The sequence below is a fragment of the Funiculus sociatus GB2-C1 genome, assembly GCF_039962115.1.
Classification (GTDB): domain Bacteria; phylum Cyanobacteriota; class Cyanobacteriia; order Cyanobacteriales; family FACHB-T130; genus Funiculus; species Funiculus sociatus.
Map to the genome: position 1 here is coordinate 1 of NZ_JAMPKJ010000003.1, position 19,295 is coordinate 19,295.

At 46.1% G+C, this 19,295-nt stretch carries 12 protein-coding genes; 1 reads left to right on the top strand and 11 read right to left on the bottom strand.

Annotated elements, in window-relative coordinates; genetic code table 11:
- The coding region (locus tag NDI42_RS02285) for an IS1 family transposase (protein ID WP_190450560.1) at window positions 1-100 on the bottom strand (100 nt) is incomplete at its 3' end.
- A gap of 55 nt (window positions 101-155) precedes the next feature.
- Between NDI42_RS02285 and NDI42_RS02290 the strand changes: the two genes are divergently transcribed.
- The gene (locus NDI42_RS02290; protein WP_199311430.1) at window positions 156-413 is read left to right on the top strand and encodes a hypothetical protein; all 258 of its coding nucleotides are present in this window, start codon (window positions 156-158) and stop codon (window positions 411-413) included.
- A gap of 136 nt (window positions 414-549) precedes the next feature.
- Here the strand turns inward: NDI42_RS02290 and NDI42_RS02295 are convergent, their stop codons facing one another.
- The 10 genes from NDI42_RS02295 to NDI42_RS02340 all read right to left on the bottom strand — a co-directional run bounded on the left by NDI42_RS02295 (window position 550) and on the right by NDI42_RS02340 (window position 18,947).
- On the bottom strand, window positions 550-1,635 hold the full coding sequence (locus NDI42_RS02295; RefSeq protein ID WP_190459680.1) for a phosphodiester glycosidase family protein: 1,086 nt from the start codon (window positions 1,633-1,635) through the stop codon (window positions 550-552).
- 107 nt (window positions 1,636-1,742) lie between these two features.
- Window positions 1,743-2,180 (bottom strand): NUDIX hydrolase, encoded by a 438-nt coding sequence (locus NDI42_RS02300; RefSeq protein ID WP_190459682.1) that lies wholly within the window; start codon window positions 2,178-2,180, stop codon window positions 1,743-1,745.
- Window positions 2,181-2,279: 99 nt separating this feature from the next.
- Complete coding sequence (locus NDI42_RS02305; protein WP_190459684.1) at window positions 2,280-4,364, bottom strand: prolyl oligopeptidase family serine peptidase; 2,085 nt, start codon at window positions 4,362-4,364, stop codon at window positions 2,280-2,282.
- A gap of 76 nt (window positions 4,365-4,440) precedes the next feature.
- Window positions 4,441-5,283 carry a class D beta-lactamase gene (gene blaOXA, locus NDI42_RS02310; protein WP_190459686.1) on the bottom strand — a complete coding sequence of 281 codons (843 nt, stop codon included), beginning with the start codon at window positions 5,281-5,283 and terminating at the stop codon, window positions 4,441-4,443.
- Window positions 5,284-5,512: 229 nt separating this feature from the next.
- Window positions 5,513-13,069 (bottom strand): hybrid sensor histidine kinase/response regulator, encoded by a 7,557-nt coding sequence (locus tag NDI42_RS02315; protein WP_431191423.1) that lies wholly within the window; start codon window positions 13,067-13,069, stop codon window positions 5,513-5,515.
- Window positions 13,070-13,322: 253 nt separating this feature from the next.
- Window positions 13,323-16,202: a methyl-accepting chemotaxis protein gene (locus tag NDI42_RS02320; RefSeq protein WP_190459690.1), complete on the bottom strand. Its 2,880-nt coding sequence runs from the start codon at window positions 16,200-16,202 to the stop codon at window positions 13,323-13,325.
- Window positions 16,203-16,330: 128 nt separating this feature from the next.
- Window positions 16,331-16,861, bottom strand: a complete 531-nt coding sequence (locus tag NDI42_RS02325; RefSeq protein ID WP_190420615.1) for a chemotaxis protein CheW — start codon at window positions 16,859-16,861, stop codon at window positions 16,331-16,333.
- Between the two features lie 81 nt (window positions 16,862-16,942).
- The gene (locus NDI42_RS02330) at window positions 16,943-17,308 is read right to left on the bottom strand and encodes a response regulator transcription factor (protein ID WP_190414517.1); all 366 of its coding nucleotides are present in this window, start codon (window positions 17,306-17,308) and stop codon (window positions 16,943-16,945) included.
- Window positions 17,309-17,355: 47 nt separating this feature from the next.
- Window positions 17,356-17,538: a hypothetical protein gene (locus NDI42_RS02335; RefSeq protein WP_190420614.1), complete on the bottom strand. Its 183-nt coding sequence runs from the start codon at window positions 17,536-17,538 to the stop codon at window positions 17,356-17,358.
- An 86-nt stretch (window positions 17,539-17,624) separates the two neighbouring features.
- Window positions 17,625-18,947, bottom strand: a complete 1,323-nt coding sequence (locus tag NDI42_RS02340) for a response regulator (protein WP_190459692.1) — start codon at window positions 18,945-18,947, stop codon at window positions 17,625-17,627.
- Window positions 18,948-19,295: the final 348 nt, after the last annotated feature.

The window sequence follows — 19,295 nt, forward strand, 5'->3', positions numbered from 1 at the left end:
CAAATTGTCTGCCACAATCTCGACATTTAAAATTTTGTTTACCAGTGTGAGTATGACCATTTTTTACAACGTATTGAGAGTCGCACTTGGGGCATTGCATAAGCTAAAAATTACGGTAGGTTGAATAATTAAAATTATAGTTCATTAGCATTACTATGCAGGACTACCCCTTAGTCGGTATTGCCTGGATTTACATTGTGCAATTCAAGCTTTATAGAACTGTAAACGAACTTTATCGCCAAGCTGGAATGAAAGAACCGCTTGTAGTTTGGTGGATTTTTATACCAGGTTTTAATTTAATTGTCGGCTTGAGACAAATTCATTTCTTAAGCGAGTATTGGGCAATAAAACAGGGGATAGATGTTAAAGATCCGCTTGCTGACAATATTCCACTTCTTTCAGCGAATGCTTAACAGATGCAGCTTTAATACTTGTCCAATAATACAGACCTAACCTCTACCCCTTCCCGGAATCGGGAAGGAGAAAAGCCCCTCGCCTTGTAGGGAAAAGGTTGGGGAGAGGTTAATAATCCTATCTATTGGATGAAGGTTAACCGGGAATATAAGGACGTTCGCCATCTTGAAAGCGTCGCCAAGATGTTTTTAAAGCGCTAGGAGCAGGATAATTAGTGTCATAAACGACAATTACATTTGTGAGGTTCCGTCCAGCCGGAAGCAAAATTTTACCGTTATGGGCTAAAGCTTCTGAAGCACCGCCATCCAAATTCATTGCTTCAACACAGCCAATGGCCTTCATGATTTCGGCTTCTTGTTGTAATGTTAAACTAGCCAGAAAGCTAATTAAAAATAGTTGTTTTCTATTGGCTGGAAAACCAATGGCGGTGCGATAGCCTTTATTTAAAACATTCGGCTCAGAGAACCCTTCTGATAATGGGGAAAGCCAGATTTTTCCATCCCTGATTAGTCTCGGCCCACAAGTAAGAGAAAACCAGTGTTGATCCCAATTTGGTTTACCTTGCGATCGCGCTGTAATCATTTCTAGTTGATTACCCGCTTTTATCCCCAAAGTAGTCCCATAATTTTCCCAACGGCTGTATTTCAGAAACTTGCCGCCAGCTACCATATTACCCATAACCACCTTTTTGTCATTTTTACTAAAAAAGGTGCCGTTAGCAACCACTGCGGCATTCTGACGCGCCACCAGCTTTGCAAAAGGTTCATCTCCAGTCGTCGCAGTTTGCGTGTTAGCATAAGTAGCATTATTAGCTAACCCAATGGTAAGAAAAATTTCCGGGTCGCTGAGGTCAATGGTTGTTTGATAAAAAGACACTCCGGCGACAGTTTTCTTAGTAACTTTTACAGGTTTTCCTTTTAAATTCGGGGTAGGAGTTGGTTTAGGTGTAGAAGTAAGTTTTGGTGTAGGCGTACTACTGGGTAAAGGCGCTGATGTGGCGATAGCTTGGGGTATAGGCTGTTGAGTTACGTCTTGTTGAGACTTTTCCCAGAGAGCGATCGCTTTCTCCCATAATTGACCAACAAAATTGATAACTTTGCTACGATTTTGAGCAATTGAAAAGAATTCGGTTAAGACTTTAGCTAGTGCTAAACCTATTAAAAATAGGAAAGTGCGCCGCAACATTTTACGGCAGCCATTTGGTTTTTTGCACTCTGGCATACTCAGCTAGTTATGTCTATCTATTGATATTGAACGATACATTTGGATAAGTAGGGTCAGCAATAAACACCCTACAACTATCCTTATAGAATCAGCAATAGCTCAAGCTATTCCGGAGGCGATTGTAAAGTTAATAATGTATCAGGCAAAGCCATAAGAATTTGCTTTAATTCTGCTTCCTGAATGTGCTTAACTGCTTGTTTAACACTAAGCCACTCTCGCTTTCTTAAGTTAGCTTCCGGCCAATCTTCCAGTACCGTTTCGACTTGTAATAAAAAGGTCTCAACTCGACAAGTACGCCCCCACTTTTGATAGTCGTAAGTACCCATTGTTGTAGGCAGTACCTGACCAATGACTCCAGCTTCTTCCCAGGCTTCCTTTGCTGCCGAATCTTGCGGTGACATCATAAACTCAATCATTCCTTTAGGAATCACCCAGCGTTTACCTGTCGAAGAAGTGATTAACAAAACTTCGATTTTACCGTTTTTGATCCGGTATGGAATTACCCCCGATTGCTCAATAACTCCGGCTGATTTTGAGATCATACGTTTAATTTTTTTTATTAATTTTTCCAGCGTATTGCTCCCTATATTTGTTAGGTATTAGTTAGTTAGTAAGGTGGGCATTGCCCACCCTACGTTATGTTAAATGTCAACTGCTATGTCCAGAGAACGCACTAAGAAAGCCCACTTGTCTGCAACTTCTTCAATAATTTTAGCTGTTGGCTTGCCAGCACCATGTCCCGCTTTAGTCTCAATTCTAATTAACACCGGATTTTTACCCGCGTGTGCCTCTTGCAAAGCAGCAGCAAACTTGAAACTGTGGGCAGGCACCACCCGATCGTCGTGATCGGCTGTTGTGATCATCGTAGCTGGATAGGACGTTTCGCTTTTTAGATTATGCAGTGGCGAATAAGCATAAAGCGCCTTAAACTCATCTGGGTTTTCCGCAGAACCATACTCAGAACACCAAGCCCAGCCAATCGTAAACTTATGGAAACGCAACATATCCATTACGCCGACAGCAGGCAATGCCGCACCAAATAAATTCGGGCGTTGTGTCAAACAAGCACCCACCAATAATCCCCCATTACTGCCGCCGCCGATAGCTAGTTTTGCAGGCTTTGTGTACTTATGGGAAATCAGCCACTCGGCTGCGGTGATGAAATCATCAAAAACATTTTGTTTATTTAGCTTCGTTCCTGCCTGGTGCCATTCCTCACCATATTCACCGCCACCGCGCAGATTGGGAATCGCATAAACTCCGCCCATTTCCAGCCAGATCAAACTCCCAACAGAAAAGCTTGGTGTTAGAGAGACATTGAAACCGCCATAGCCATAAAGATATGTTGGGTTATTTCCATCCAGTTGCAACCCTTTTTTGTGGGTGATAAACATAGGCACTTGGGTGCCATCTTTGCTGCTGTAAAATACCTGGTTTGTCTCGTAATCGGCGGGATTGAAATCAACCTTGGGTTGGCGGAAAATTGTACTTTCTCCGCTTACCATGTCGTAGTGATAGATAGTTGCTGGTGTGGTAAAGCTGGTGAAACTGTAGAAGGTTTCTGTGTCGTAGCGCTTGCCGCTAAAACCACCAGCAGAACCGATTCCCGGTAATTCGACTTCCCGGACAAATGCGCCATTTAGGTCGAAAATTTTAACTTGTGTGTGGGCATCTTTTAGATAATCAACCACAAATTGATTATTTAGCAGTCCGACACTTTCAAGGACTTCATCTGTCTGGGGGATAATTTCTTGCCATTGCGATCGCGCTGGGTTTTTGGTATCAATAGCAATAACGCGACCGCGTGGCGCATCCAGATCGGTGCGGAACCAGAACACATCACCATCATTGTCGATAAAGCTATAGTTAGCCTCAAACTCGTTAATAAGTTCTACTACCTCAGCATTTGGGTTTGCCAAATCCTTGTAGAAAATCAAGTTTTTCGGGTCAGTTCCTAACCAAACGCTGACAATCAGGTAACGTCCGTCCTCGGTTACGCCACCGCTGAATCCCCATTCCTTTTGATCCGGGCGATGATAGATCAGGATATCTTCTGACTGCGGTTTACCTAACTGGTGGTAGTAGAGTTTTTGGTAATAATTAACGTCTTCTAATTTTGTTTCTTTGTTGGGTTCGTCGTAGCGACTGTAGAAAAAGCCTTGATTGTCTTTAGTCCAAGATGCGCCAGAGAATTTAATCCATTTGAGATGATCTGATATATCTTCGCCTGTTTCAATGTCGCGTACTTTCCACTCTTGCCAGTCGGAACCAGAGGTAGATAAACCATAGGCCATCAGTTTAGCGTCTTCGCTAATGGAAACGCCAGACAAGGCGACTGTGCCATCTTCTGAAAGCTTATTGGGATCGAGTAAAACTTTTGGTTCAGCGTCGAGGGAAATTAAAGTGTATAAGACGCTTTGATTTTGTAAGCCATCGTTTTTGAAATAGAAGTAGCGAAGTGCGCGATCGCCTTCTTTAAAAGGAATACTAAATTTCTCATAATCCCACAATTGGGTTAGCCGCTGCTTAATCTTTTCGCGGACTGTAATTTCATTTAAGTATTCAAAAGTGACTTGGTTTTGCGCTTCCACCCAAGCCTTTGTTTCGTCTGAGTCTGGATCTTCAAGCCATCGGTAAGGATCTTCTACTCTTGTACCGTGATAGTCATCAACTTGATCGACTTTTTGGCTAGTTGGGTAGGCTAGGGGTTTATCTGGATATGACATAGGGTTAGACTTTAGGCAACACTGTCCAGTCTAGCGTCAGATTTACTCTATGTTCACGCGCCCTAGATTATTGGTTTCACAGCAGCCCTAATTCTGTCAAAATTTGCTTAGTTAGCTGGATTCGTTTTTTCATGAGTGCTTCTTTAGAAGTAGCTTCTAGGTTAGTAGCAAAGAAATAAACATTGTCTTCTCTTTCCAAATAACCAACAAACCAACCTAAAGCTTTTCCGTTAACTACCCCACTTAAACCTGTTTTTCCACTCAATTTGTAAGAATTAGTTTTTTCTAAAACCAGAATATCTTTGACAATATCAGTTGTGCGCTTGGATACAGATAATTCTTGATTGTAGAACTTCTTTAAGAATTCCACTTCTTCATTTGGCGATATTTCCAAGGAACTGCCAAGCCAAAACTGGTCGATTGGCCCAGAAATATCTTCATTTCCATACTGGAATTGCTGGAGATACTTGTTATATCTTTCCTTACCTACTTGTTTAGCAATCTCTTGATAATACCAGACAACCGAGTATTTTATTCCTGAGCGAAGGTTGGTATCCTGTTGCCACTCGGCAGGCCACCATGCCTCAGATGGATGCTTGTCACTAGCGTAAGGAGTTATAACATTTTCGTCTTTAACAACACCAGTTTCTAAGGCAATTAATGCGTTAGGAATTTTAAAGGTTGAGTGCGGGCTAAATCTTTGGCGACAGCGCGATTCATTGTATCGAATATACTTATTATTCTTGAGATCGTATAGAACAAAAGCACCCTCAGTATCTTTAAAAAGTGCATTTAAAACTGATTCGTTAGCATTACTTACGGGAATGGCGTTAGTTACGGGAATATGATTTACTATAAATACGAATGATAGAGAAAGTATAAATAATAAAAGTGCTGACAAGAGTTTGGGAGTTTTCATTTTTAAGAAATTGGCGATCTGTTTACTTCAATACAACCTCATAAGCTTATCAGGTGTATGGGTTAAATTTGTTGAGCCAAAATGCCATCATTTTTTACTGATGTCCAAAAGATGCGATTTTAATTGGTGTCCAAAAGATGCGATCGCGTCCTTTTTCTCATAACCAATATAAAAATGCGAGCAATATGTAGAGACGTTGTATAGGTCTCTACATATTGCCCATACTTTGTTAAGCGTTGCTATTGATACTCAGCAACACCTCACCTTTAATCATTCGCTGCGCGGCATCGAGAAGCACCTCTTCCAAATAAGGCTTGGTAAAGTAACCCTTAGCTCCGAATTGAGCTGCCATTTGCTGGTGCTTACTAGCGCCGCGAGAGGTCAGCATTGCCACTGGCAGATGGCTAAGTGTGGGGTCTTTCTGAATCCGCGAGAGCAGCTCCAGACCGTCCATGCGGGGCATTTCAATGTCACAGAAGACAATCTCGCAAGGTAGACCAGAGCGGAGCTTATCCCAGGCTTCCTGACCGTCACGGGCTTGTTCCACGCGGTATCCCGCCTTGTTGAAAGTCATAGAGAGCAGTTCGCGCACCGTAATCGAGTCATCCACAATCAAGACCATCGGATCGGTCTTAACCTCTGGAACTTCCACAGGAGCAGGAACACCACTCTTATCCCACAGAGACACGCCACGGTCTTTTCCAATTCGTCCCGTCGCTAAGTCAATCAGCTCTAGAACGTCGGCAATAGGCATAATCCGACCATCCCCCAGGACAGTAGCACCAGCAACGCCAAGGGGCTTGGGTACGGGGCCTTCCAGTTGCTTAATTACAATTTCCTGCTCGCCTAACACCTGATCCACCTGGACGGCGATGTAGTTGCCAGAACTGCGTAGCACTACAACCGAAATCATATCGTCGTCCCGTTTGCCGCCGTAAACGTTGCCTCGACTGAGGTGACGATTGTATGTCAGCAATTCACTAAGGGGCTGGAAGGGCATTAGTGAATCGCGCCAGTAGATACAGGTCTGACCTTCAGCGTTAGTTTGGATGCGTTCTTGAGGCACATCCAGCATATCTTCCACCCCATCCATTGGAAAGGCAATCCGCGTTCTGTCGATCAGGCAGCAGAGGGCTTTACAGATACTTAAGGTGAGGGGTAGGCGGACGGTAAAGGTGGTTCCCTTGCCCAGCGTGGAATCTGTGTTAATGACACCGCGAATTTCGGTCAAGTTTTCCCGAACTACGTTCATCCCAATACCACGACCTGCGAATTCGTCTTCTTTATCTTTGGTAGTAAAACCGGGGTGGAACAGCAGATCGTACACATCCAAGCGGGTCATGGTTGTGGCTTGCTCTGGGGTAATCAAACCCTTTTCAATCGCTTTGCTTTTCACCCTTTCGGCATCAACACCTGCTCCATCATCAGATACAGAAATCACGGTTTGGTTGCCTTGGTGGAAAGCGCGGATGGTAATCCGACCTACTGGCGGTTTACCAGCAGCTTTACGCACTTCTGGGGTTTCAATGCCGTGGGTAATGGCATTGTTAATCAGGTGCGTCATCGGGTCGGAGAGGTGTTCTAGGATCACTTTGTCGAGCAAGGTTTCCCGACCTTCGATGTGCAGTTCTGCTTGCTTGCCACAACGGATGGAAATGTCGCGCACGGCACGGGGTAAGCGATCGGCTGTATTGGCAAAAGGCACCATTCGACTTCGGGTCAGCCCTTCTTGTAGCTGAGAGGTTATCTGCCGGAGCATCCGAGCCACCTGATCGGTTTCATCGACCAGGAATTCGATGTCAGCAGCCGACTCTCGGACTCGGACAATCAGCTCAATGATTTCCTGGGAGAGGGTGTGGAAAGGCGTAAACAAATCGAGTTCTAGCTCACCCAAACCAAATCGGCTATTTGGGGGGGTATTATCTTGGGATTGGGAATCGCGATCGCCGCGTGGGTTGAACCGATTACCCTGACGGCTGGCGAGGAGGGAGCTTTCCAGAAGCGATCGCTCATACCGATCCTGCATTCTCGCACCCACATCGCTGAGTTGCTGTACCTGGTGCAGTAAGTTATCCAAGAATTGCCGCAGGCGTTCTTGATCCTGCTCCAAGGTGTTGCGGTTCACGACCAATTCCCCAACCAGGTTGCTGAGGTTATCCAGATGTTTTACTGGCACCCGCATTGTTTGCTCAAACACCTTAATTTGGCGGGTACGATTCACTGGGCGAACTGGACTAGAGCTGGTTTTCGCACTCCTTGGTACGCCCATTGTCTCCTCAGCTTGCCCCAGCAGTATCTCCAAATCCCCAAATTCATCATCAATGGTGTTGCTAACGGGTGCAGCGCTCTTGGATGCCTGCTTCGCTTTGGGAGTAATCGCCTGCGGTTCATCTCCTAGTAAGGCTTCCAGGTCAGCAAACTCATCAAGCATATCTGCTGATGCCGTCTCCTGTTCACCCAGCAAGGCATCTAACTCGTCAAACTCATTGTTTAGTACGAGGTCTGGAGTTATTTGATCCCCGATTGCATCCTCACCCAGTAATGCCTCTAACTCGTCAAACTCATCTGCTCCCAAAAATTCGGCGGTTGATACCTTGTCTTCTTCAAAAGACAGAGCGTTAAAATCAGCGGTGCTTAGTTCTTCAGTCGTTTCAGAAGTCTGATTATCATTTTCTTCTTCTGCTGTCAAGCCCCAAAGCGCTTCAATTTGATTCAGCTGATTTGTAGCGATCGCTAAATCTTCTGAAGGCATCTGGGCAGTAAACAGATCCTCCTCAAAATCTAGCATATCTCCGATTTCGGCTGGCTCAACACCTAACAAATCCGCTTGGCTCAAGTCCGCATCTTCAGGCACCGCTGCTGACAGCATATCCCAGTCTGCATCCAGTTCACTGCCCAACAAATTGTCTGCATCCAAATCCAGCGCCTCATTAGTTGCAGACAAATCCTCACCGAACATATCGTCCAGATTTTCGGTGGGTGACATTGCTGCTGGTGAGATATCCCACTCAGCGTTCATATCGTCGCTGGCAAACAAATCTTGAGTAGTTGCAGACAAATCCTCACCGAACATATCGTCCAGATTTTCGAGTTCCAGCGATTGCGTAGTTGCAGACAAATCCTCACCGAACATATCGTCCATTTCGGCTGGTGTGGCAGACAAATCCTCACCAAACATATTGTCCATTTCGGCTGGTGTGGCAGACAAATCCTCACCGAACATATCGTCCATTTCGGCTTCGGCTGCTGGCATTGAAGACATATCCCACTCAGCGTTTATGTCGTCGCTGGCAAACAAACCTGACTCTGATAGTTCCAGCGCCTCAGTAGTTCCAGACAAATCCTCACCGAACATATTGTCCATTTCGGTGGGTGTGGCTGACAAATCCTCACCGAACATATTGTCCATTTCGGCTGGTGTGGCTGACAAATCCTCACCGAACATATTGTCCATTTCGGCTTCGGCTGCTGGCATTGAAGACATATCCCACTCAGCGTTCGTGTCGTCGCTGGCAAACAAACCTGACTCTGATAGTTCCAGCGCCTCAGTAGTTGCAGACAAATCCTCACCGAACATATTGTCCAGATTTTCGAGTTCCAGCGCCTCAGTAGTTGCAGACAAATCCTCACCGAACATATTGTCCATTCCGGCTGGTGTGGCTGACAAATCCTCACCGAACATATCGTCCATTTCGGCGGCTGCTGGCATTGAAGACATATCCCACTCAGCGTTTATGTCGTCGCTGGCAAACAAACCTGACTCTGATAGTTCCAGCGATTCCGTACTTCCAGACAAATCCTCACCGAACATATTGTCCAGATTTTCGGCTGGTGTTGCAGACAAATCCTCACCGAACATATTGTCCAGATTTTCGGCTTCGGCTGCTGGCATCGAAGACATATCCCACTCAGCGTTCATGTCGTCGCTGGCAAACAAACCTGACTGTGATAGTTCCAGCGATTCCGTACTTCCAGACAAATCCTCACCGAACATATTGTCCAGATTTTCGGCTGGTGTTGCAGACAAATCCTCACCGAACATATTGTCCAGTTCCAGCGATTCCGTACTTCCAGACAAATCCTCACCGAACATATCGTCCAGATTTGCGGCTGGTGTGGCTGACAAATCCTCACCGAACATATTGTCCAGATTTGCGGCTGGTGTGGCTGACAAATCCTCACCGAACATATCGTCCAGATTGTCGAGTTCCAGCGCTTGAGTAGTTGCAGATAAATCCTCACCGAACATATCGTCGAGATTTTCGGCTGGTGTGGCTGACAAATCCTCACCGAACATATCGTCGAGATTTTCAGCTTCCGCTGGTGCCATTGAAGACATATCCCACTCAGCGTTCATGTCGTTGCTGGCAAACAAACCTGACTCTGATAGTTCCAACGCCTCAGTAGTTCCAGACAAATCCTCACCGAACATATCGTCCAGATTTTCAGATGGTGTGGCTAACAAATCCTCACCGAACATATTGTCCATTTCGGCTTCGGCTGCTGGCATCGAAGACATATCCCACTCAGCGTTCATGTCGTCGCTGGCAAATAAATCCTCATCTGATAGTTCCAGCGCCTCAGTAGTTGCAGACAAATCCTCACCGAACATCGACTCGATGTTTTCGGCTTCTATTGGTGGCACCGTTGCTGAGGGAATTTCCCAGTCTGAGTCAGTTTCACTAGACAACAGGTTTTGTTCATTCCAATCCAAAGCATCTGTACTTGAAGATGCTTCGGTATCAAACACAACCAGGCTATTTTCTGCATCATCAAAAACTGATGATTCTAAAGACGTGTCGCCTGTATTAAATAAGTCATCGGAGGATGAAAGGGTTCCCGACTCACTTATACTTGTGTCGAGCAGATAAGTAAAATTGCCCTGTTGGTTAGTATCAAAAGCATCCACATCTGTATTTGCTTCGGATAGGTTAAAGCCCGTTAAGTCTAGGCTGCTATCCCAGTCAGAAGTTTCCGTTGCTTCTGGTTCTTCACTAAAGAAGTTATCCAGTGCTGTATGGGGGGTTTCTTCTTGGAGTTCTGTGAAGTCTAAGTTCAGCGGTTCGTCTAGATATTCGTTAACATTTTCCTCTGGTGTCGCGCTTTCGGCTGCACTATCCCAATCCATGTTGAAGGGACTGGGGTGAGGACTGTCTAAATCAAGCAATTCCAGTGCATCTGTTGTGGTTGCTGTTTCTGAGGTTTCAGAGAGTGCAAATGGATCGCCTGCTGCCCATTCACTGGGTATTTCCAGATTATCTAAAGCTGATAATGGATCTTCAAGCTGAGTTTGATTAAATTCCTGGCTGTTTGGATCTTCGTCTGCTGAGGTTGATTCTGATAGGGCTGGGTTGTCGATTGTATCCCACGCCAAGTCTGCTGCTGACCTGTTTTCTGTGTCTGCTGGATTGGTGTCTTCAGTATTGGACGTGAAGGGCCAGTTAAAGTCAAGGTTCACATCATTTACAACATTGGTTTCGGTAGAAGCGATCGCATCCTCATCTGGCATAGCTTCCCCTACCCCATCCAAACCAAACACTTCTAATTCCTCTGCGGTACTTCCATTTTCCTCAAGCCAAAGGTCGCCGTTTTCGTCTAGCACCAGTTCTTCTAAAACATTGTGACTCTCTGGTGTAGCAACTGGCGTTTCAAACAAATTCAAGTTGCTAAAATCTGGTTCTTCTTCCCAACCAGCATCTGTCGTCCAACTTTCGTCATCTGCCATCATACCGCCGTTCAAATTGTCGCTCAAAGCGGCATCCGTATTTAGCTCATCGCCAAACATCGAATCTGACCAATCTTCAGGAGAACTGGTCAAAGATGGTTCGGTTTCTGAAACACCATCAAGTATTTGCAAATCTTCACTCGACCAGTCAGCAGTCCAGTCATCTGCTGCTTCTGTGGTAGACATCACTGGTTGAGTGTCCCAATCTTCTAGAACTTCGTCGGAAGTTTCTGCTGTCAAGTCAAAGTCGAACGACTCCAGTGAACCAGGTGCTGCATCGAAAATAGATTCATTTTCGTCGGTATCTGTACCCACAGCATTCCCATCCTCGCCAAATGATTCTTCCAAGTCTGCCGCTGCTACAGCCATTTCCACATTGTCAGCAGCAAGAATGACAACCAAATCTTCATCACTCAGTTCGGTTGCTCCTGTGGCTGTTGTTGCGATTTCTGGTGAATCGGATTCTTCCTCGTCTATAAAATTATCGTCCCAGAGACTGCTTAAATCTTCTGATGTCGTATTGACTGAACTATCGTCCTCAAATAGCATATCGGCAAAGCCATCATCAACCGATTGGAGAGAAGGTTGCTCATCTACTGTTGCTTCGTCTACAAAGTCTTCGCCAAATAAATTGGTTAATTCGTCTCCCGCTGTGGCTGTGGGTGAGGGTTTTGCTATTCCACTTAATGAATCGCCCAAAAGATCGGAAAAATCATCGAAAGAATCGCCTTCTTCGTCAAAATCGCTTTCCCCGTGACGCTCATTTACCAGGTCATGACCAACATCGCTGAGGACTTCTTCTTCTTGCCAGGTTTCATCTAGTTCCGGACTTTCGCCTTCAAAGAGGTCTGCGAGGCTGTTGAGTTCTGCCATCCCCACTTCTGGCCCACTGGGATCGGCGCGGTGGGTGGCTGATTCTTTACTCCGACCTTTGTTATTAGCTGGCTCAAAGAACATATTATCTACGTCTGGCGAAAGGGCTTGTTCCTGCCAAGAAGTAGCGCCAGAGGACACGGAGGCAACGATTTCTTCTTGGATTGGCGTATCGGTGTAGCGATCGCCATCGATGGCGATCACGGGATGATTGTGAAGATTTCCCGCCTCTACTGCCAATACGGTGCGATCGCTTGTCTGGTGTGCTGACTCAAAAGTAGCGATCGCTCCCTGGAGATAGTTTTCTGCTTCGTGAGTTTCACCAGTCGCGACTACAGTAGTTAACGGTATCAGTGCTTTTAGCTGGGAACTTGGCTCTATTGATGTTTCCCGACCTGCCAACACCAGTTCTTGAGCTTGTTTTATCTCTTTAATAACAACGCTGGCAAGAATGCGATAGGAATTTTCTGGATTAGCGATCGCGCTTCCAGCTGTCCGAATCAGCTGCGACCATTTTGGCAACTCAAATTGCTCGCCCAAAAGCTCTAAACTGCCGCAGATTTCCTGAAGTTTTTCCCTACACCTGGCAGAGTCCGGCTGCTTAAATAACTGCAACATCTCCCGCAGCTGGCTCAGCACATCGCTTGTAAATACGCTTTTTTGCGCCTGCCCATCTCGAACGCTGCTCCCAGCGTACTGTGCAGACATTACCATTGGTGCCTCAGCCTTAGTGCTGTTAGCCGCCTCTAAAGCCATGCCACCAGCCCCGCCCACCAGTAACGCCATGTGCTGGTTGAGTTCCTCAAATACAGGCTCCACCCCTGACATGATGCTGTTGCCAATATCTTCCGTCAGACCGAACGGGCCGCTTAGCTGCTCTATCAGTTCCTTGAGAGTATCAGAAACTCGCAAAAATAGGGACTCCAGCTTTTGGTCAATCTTCACCGGACACTCTTTGAGAATTTTAAAAGAGTCTTCTAAGCGGTGGGAGGCTTTCTGAATGCTATTGAGTCCTAGCATTGCCGCCCCTCCTTTAACCGAATGGGCGGCGCGGAATACTTCATTTACCATTTCCGGGTCTTCAATCGTGCTTTGCAGATTCATCAAACCCTGTTCAATGGTGTTGAGGTGGTCTTTAGCCTCCTCAATAAAGTAGCCCATGATTCGCTGTTGTTGTTCCGGCTGCATAGCAGTGTCCCTATCAGTGCTGAGTGCTAAGTGCTGAGTGCGTAGCACAGGTGTCTCGCCTGTGTGTCCTGATGATTGCTGAGTGCTGTCTCTTGAGTAGATTGCTTTTAATGTACCCAATCTACTCAAAATCGACATCACCAGTCATTAGTCATTAGTCGTTAGTCAGTCTTCAGGCAAGATTCAACTTCTTGAAACGAAGTCATGTTTTAACAACTTTCCCACCTGACAACCTGACAACGCCAACTGACCCTTATTTTCCCTCGGTAGCTTCGATGCGGAAGCGTTCCACGGAAGTCAGCAAATCTCGCGCCACGCCGACCAGATTTTGCAGCGCATTTGACACCCTCTGAGCTTCCTGTGAAGTTTCTTGCGCGGTCAGTTCCACCGACTGCATCACCTGAGCCACAGCAGAAGAAGTTTCTGTCTGTTCCACAGTGTCAGCGGTAATCGAACGCACTAGCGCATCAATGCGATTTGACACCTGAATGATGTCTTCTAGACTGCGTTTTGCCTGTTCTGCCCGTTTAGTTCCCTCAATTACCTGCTGGGTACCTTCTTCCATTGCCGTCATCACCGAACCCGTTTCCTGCTGGATTTGTAGCACGATCTGCTCAATTTCCTTAAGAGCTTTCGCGGCTCGGTCTGCCAGTTGTCGCACTTCATCTGCCACCACCGCGAAGCCGCGACCCGCTTCGCCAGCCCGTGCTGCCTCAATACTGGCATTGAGCGCCAACAGGTTAGTACGGGAGGCAATTCCGGAAATCAAGGCGACGATCTTGGAAATTTCCTGGGAAGATTCCGCAAGCCTCTTGACTTTTCGAGTAGTTTCTGCTACCGTTTCCCGAATTTGCAGAATACCAGCAACCGTTCTTTCCACCGACTCCCCACCCCGGAGGGCGGTAGCAGAGGCTGCGCGGGCAACATCTTCAGCTTCTCGTGCATTCTCGGCAACGCGCTGAATCGATCCGGTCATCACCTGAACCGAGTTTAGAGTTACTGCCAACTCTTCTGCCTGACGCAAGGCATCGCTTGACAGACTACGGGCGAAAGATTCGCTATCAGTAGCATTTTTACTAACTTGTCGGGCTGCCATTTTCACCTGCTGCACAATTTCCCGCAGGTTTTGAATTGTCAGGTTAAACGAGTCGGCAACCGCTCCCAACACGTCGGCGGTGACTTCTGCTTGTACAGTGAGATCCCCACGAGCAGCACCTTCCACGTCATCTAACAGTCGAATAACTTGCCGTTGTAAGTCTTCTTTGGCTTGCTCTTGCTCTTCGGCTTTACGTTGGGATTCTGATGTGGTGATCAGGATAACGCGAGACATTTGGTTAAAACCAGCGGCTAGGGTGCCAAATTCGTCTTCTGTGTAGACGGTAGCTTGAGCGTTGAAATTGCCACTCGAAACTGATTCAAATTGGTTTTGCAGGTCTTCAGTGGCTCTTTTAATTTGTTGGGTGGTGATTCGCCCTAAAGCTAAAGTTGTGCCAAAGCTGGCGGCACCTGCAAAGAGAGTCATGACCCAGCCAGTGCTGCGGAGATGGTTAACAATGGGGCCTTTGTTGGCTTGGGGAGAGGCGTTGGCGGAGATTTGGCTAACTACGGCGACGACGATGGCGGAAACTACTCCGGCGATCGCAGCTGCAATCAGCGGTTTTCTTTTTAAAGGAGCATTTTCATAGAAAGCAAGCGGCCCTTGCTCAACGGTAACGTTTGCCTCAGCTCTAGTAACATCTGGGGAAAAGTGCGGTACTTGTTCGCTAGTTCCAGTGAAGGTGAAATTTTCATCATCCTGAACGCTAGTACCCAGATCGCCAGCTTGTCCAGATGGAATTCGCTTATCTACTTTCCGGACAAAATCTTTGGGCGAAGATCGCCGGGAAATTCCACTCAAGTCTGAATTTCCCGAAGTGAATCCTTGACTATTGCCTTCACGTTGCAGATCGAAATCCGGAATACTAGCTAAATCATCGCCAAAATCACCAAATTCGTCTAAAAAGTCGCTGCTACTTGTATGTAGTCCGCTACTACTGGGAGTATCTGATGAAAGTGAATCCAGCGAGTCATAGTTAATTGCTTCGTCAAAAGCCTCAAAATCAAAATGCTCTTGAGCGCTGTTGCCATTTTGGTCTGAGTGAGATACAAAAGTTACGTCTTCATGGTAAGGATGAGTCTCAAACGACCGATTTCGGGAGCCTATCGAGTCACTTATCGTTCCATACGGTTCAGTGTCGTCTGTGGAACCCAGGCTATCATATCCAAAACTGTCGTCTGGAGTTAGATCGTTTTCCAGCTCTTTTGCCCTCATTAAAAGAGTTTCATCTTCAAGAGGGAAGCGCTCGAAATTGTTTGTTTCTAAAGAGTCAGCAGCATTTGGAAGTTCATATGTCGAACTTTGACTAATATCGAATGTGTCATCACCCGTAAATTCATCATTCGGCAGTTCATCAAAGTCACTAAAGGCATCGATAGGAAACAAAGCCGGATCGTTGGATGCTACCGGATCGTCCAGGTCGTTTTCAGACCACGATTGTACAAACGGATCGTGATAGCTTGCTGGTGTCTCCGGAGTTGAATTCTCAAAAGCCTGATTACCAAAAGGATCAGCCTCTGGGTAAGCCTCTATATCTTGAAAATCTCCAGAGTCAAAATCATCTAGAGAGCCGAAATTTTCCGTCTCCATGTCTGAAGCTGGCGAGGAATTCCATGCCTCGTTAGCGTCTGGATCTTCCAGAGAATTCCATGTCCCTATTCCTTCAGGAATATAATTGTCACCATCCGCGAACTCTTCGTGGTTGCCTGACTCATACGTTTCAACTGGCGTATCAGATACACCCACTGATTCCGAGTAGTTTTGACAAGAAACAGCGTATTCTATTCCATTGTTGGCACAATCAATAAATTCTGCATTGTCAGTCAGGCTAGGCACCAACTCATATTGTTCCCGTGCGATGTCATACTGCCGTAACCCATAACAGTAAATATGACCTTTCAGGATTCGAGCATTCGGATCATCCGGATAATGTTCGACCAAGCGATCGATAATAGTAGCCGCCTCTTCGTAGTTACCCAGAGTGTATGCCGAAAAGGCGTGTTGATATTCTTGTGAGTAATCTGTACTTGATTTCATTTGCCTTCCCCAGCTAAAGAAGTAAAAAGTAAAAAGTAAAAAGTAAAAAGTAAAAATCAAGAAAAAAAGAAATATAAAACCGCAAAAAAGTTTTTTCTTTTGCCTTTTGCCTTTTTACTTTTGCCTTTTCATGCCGCCCACCGCGCTGAGCGAACAATTGCCACTTGGTCTAACAATCTCAGAAACTGATTGCTGGCTTCATCTAACAACCACTCGCCTCGCAAAAAAGGCGCCATACTGTCTGGAACGTTGGTTAGCATTTGCACCTGATCGATATCAAGCCAGTCCATCCCTACAATACGGTCAACAGCTAAACCTAACATAGTGTCCTGGTCTTCAACGGCAATCACCGGAATTTCCGGTTTATCTGTATTCAAAGGTTGGGAATCCCCTAAAAATTGACCCAAGTCTGCCACCCAAATCACTTGTCCGCGCCAGTTTAGTGTTCCCAATAGTAAGGGAGAAGCATTGGGAATGGGAGTAATCCTGTCTGGTGACGAGGAAATCACTTCGCGGATTCCACTTGCTCCCAAGGCAAACTCATTACCTGAAGGAACGTAGAAACGCAAATGTAATTCGCCTTCAGGACTCTCTAGTTCCTGAAAATCCGGTGAGTGATCTTGACCGCTGCTTGTTAAAAAGTCTGGATTGCCTACCATCCCATCTCCTCTAATTAAAAATCAAAAATTAAAAATGAAGAAAAAGTTTTTAAGTTTTCATCTTTAATTTTTAATTGATTTTTAGCCTCGTAGCAGCTGTTTTACCGTACCAATCAGCTCGGTTGGCTGAAAAGGTTTGGCTATGTAAGCATCTGCACCTTGTTTCATGCCCCAATAGCGGTCAAATTCTTCTCCTTTCGAGGAACACATTACCACTGGAACATTCTGAGTTTTTGGGTCAGCTTTGAGCCGACGGCAAACCTCATAACCATTCATCCGAGGCATAACAATATCCAGTACCACCAAATCGGGGCAAGACTTGAGAATTTGTTCCAAGGCTTCTACGCCATCAGTGGCAATTGTAACTGTCAACCCACTTCCTTTTAGGAGGTCTGAGATCATTGCCCGTTGGGCGGGACTGTCTTCTACAACCAGAACTACACTCATAACTCTCTACCTCCCTGTCTGCCGGTTCAAACATGAACGCTCACGACTCACGCTTGGTTCACCCCTAGACCTTCTAATAATTCAAGTATCCCATCTAACTTTAGACTCATGCCGGGGCTAAGTTTACAGATATACTGATTTGCTCCGGCGCTGATGACTCCAGTGGTGTCTGTAGTCGATAGTCTGTAGTTCACCGTCCCTAGTCCATAGTCTATTCCTAGATTAATCATTAACTAAGCCGAAGCCCCAAGCTGGGGCAATTTTTTAGTAGAAGAGGAGAGGAAAAATTCTCTTTGCCCTCTGCTCTTGTGTTTCTTTACCCAGCCCGTACATCTGTTTGTTCTATCTCGCGATCTAAGCCGGAAGGGTAGGTGCTGTCGGGGAGTATAGCTTCCTTTTCGCCTGGGCCAATGTATTTTTCTAGTAGCATCAATAACTCACTTTCTCCAAACGGCTTGGTTAGGTAGTCAGTTGCTCCTACCATTCGCGCTCTAACGCGGTCGATAAATCCATCTTTGCCTGTCAGCATGACGATGGGCGTTTGCCGAAAAGCTGTTGACTTGCGGAGCATGGCACAAATTTCATATCCGTCTAGTTCTGGCATTGCTAGGTCGCAGAGGATCAGGTCGGGTTTGAGTTGGAAGACGAGACTAAGGGCTTGCAGGGGATTGTTAATCGCAACTGCTTCGTAACCCTGTTGATTTAGGGTATATTCAACTGCTTTTCCTATGGCAACGTCATCTTCAATACAGACAACACGAGGAACTTGGGTTTCTTGGGTTGGATCGGGTTTTAATCCTACGCCTACTTTGGTACGGGGGGGTTTGAAACCTGCTCCTATGGTTTCGTCGTTGGTGGAATTTAGTAGTTGTACCCAGCCTTGTTGTACATAAGGATAGATCGCTCTAGCTACGGTTAAGATATCGCGGTTCAAGTATCGGGATAGCTGGCGCAGGGATGTTTTTCCGTCTAGCTGACGCTCTAGGGTGTTAAAGGCGTTGTGCGGGAGGGCGTTGCCTAAAGCGGCGGGATCTGTAATTACTGGACATTGGTCGGGGGACTGGATGTGGGGATGAAACTGTTTCCACTCCTGCACCTGCTTCATGATTTTGGCGACTAGCGGGGCAATTTCTAGGGTGGTTAGTTGGGGTGCTAGTGCTGGCCCGATGTCGAAGATGAAAGCTCCTTGGTGGAGGCCCAAAAGGTCGAAGAGGGTTTCGTGTACCATGCTGCGGATGATACTGCGCCCTTGTGCTGGTGTAAGGATATGATTTTCGAGCATTGCCCACAGGTAGCCGTACTCTGGCGCGTTTATGGAATCAATTGCGGGGACTTCTAGGTTGTTGAGGGCGGTGTCGGCTCGGTAGCGACGCAGGTAATCGCGCAGGCGCGATAGGCTGAGAGTGCCATCGCTAGCATAAGCTATTTGCCCGTTGTGAAAGAAGACGAACCAGAAGGGTCCTGGTTCTTTTAGTTTGGCTTCGCGTCCGGGCATATTACGCGATCGCGCTCCGGCACTCTCAGAGGCACCAGAGGCAGAATGGCTGTATGCCTCTACAAATAATTCCCCTGTTCGCTGACCTAATTCGATCAGTTGCAGGATGCTGCGTATATCAATTTCATTTAACGTTCCCTGCATGTAATGAAAACGCTCTCCTAATTACCGTTTTAAGAAAAAAGTTAATGCTGTATTCCGGGGAAGTGTTGATTTAATTGGCCATGTCTGCTATAAAATTCTTTACAATTATGCCCTTTTTCTTTTGGCAACGGATTGAACCAGATAATACAGTACCAGGGATCGTTCTGGTGGGGAGGTGAAAATGCTTAGTCTGAATCTGGACTCGTAGCAAGACGAATGCTTTAGAGATTGCTTCCGATGAAGGTAAGCTCAACGGAAAATGAAACTATCTGACATACAGTGTTGAGATTGGGCGGGTTTTCAAGTTAGATATTAAATAAACAGAAAATCGAAATATATTTAGTTTAA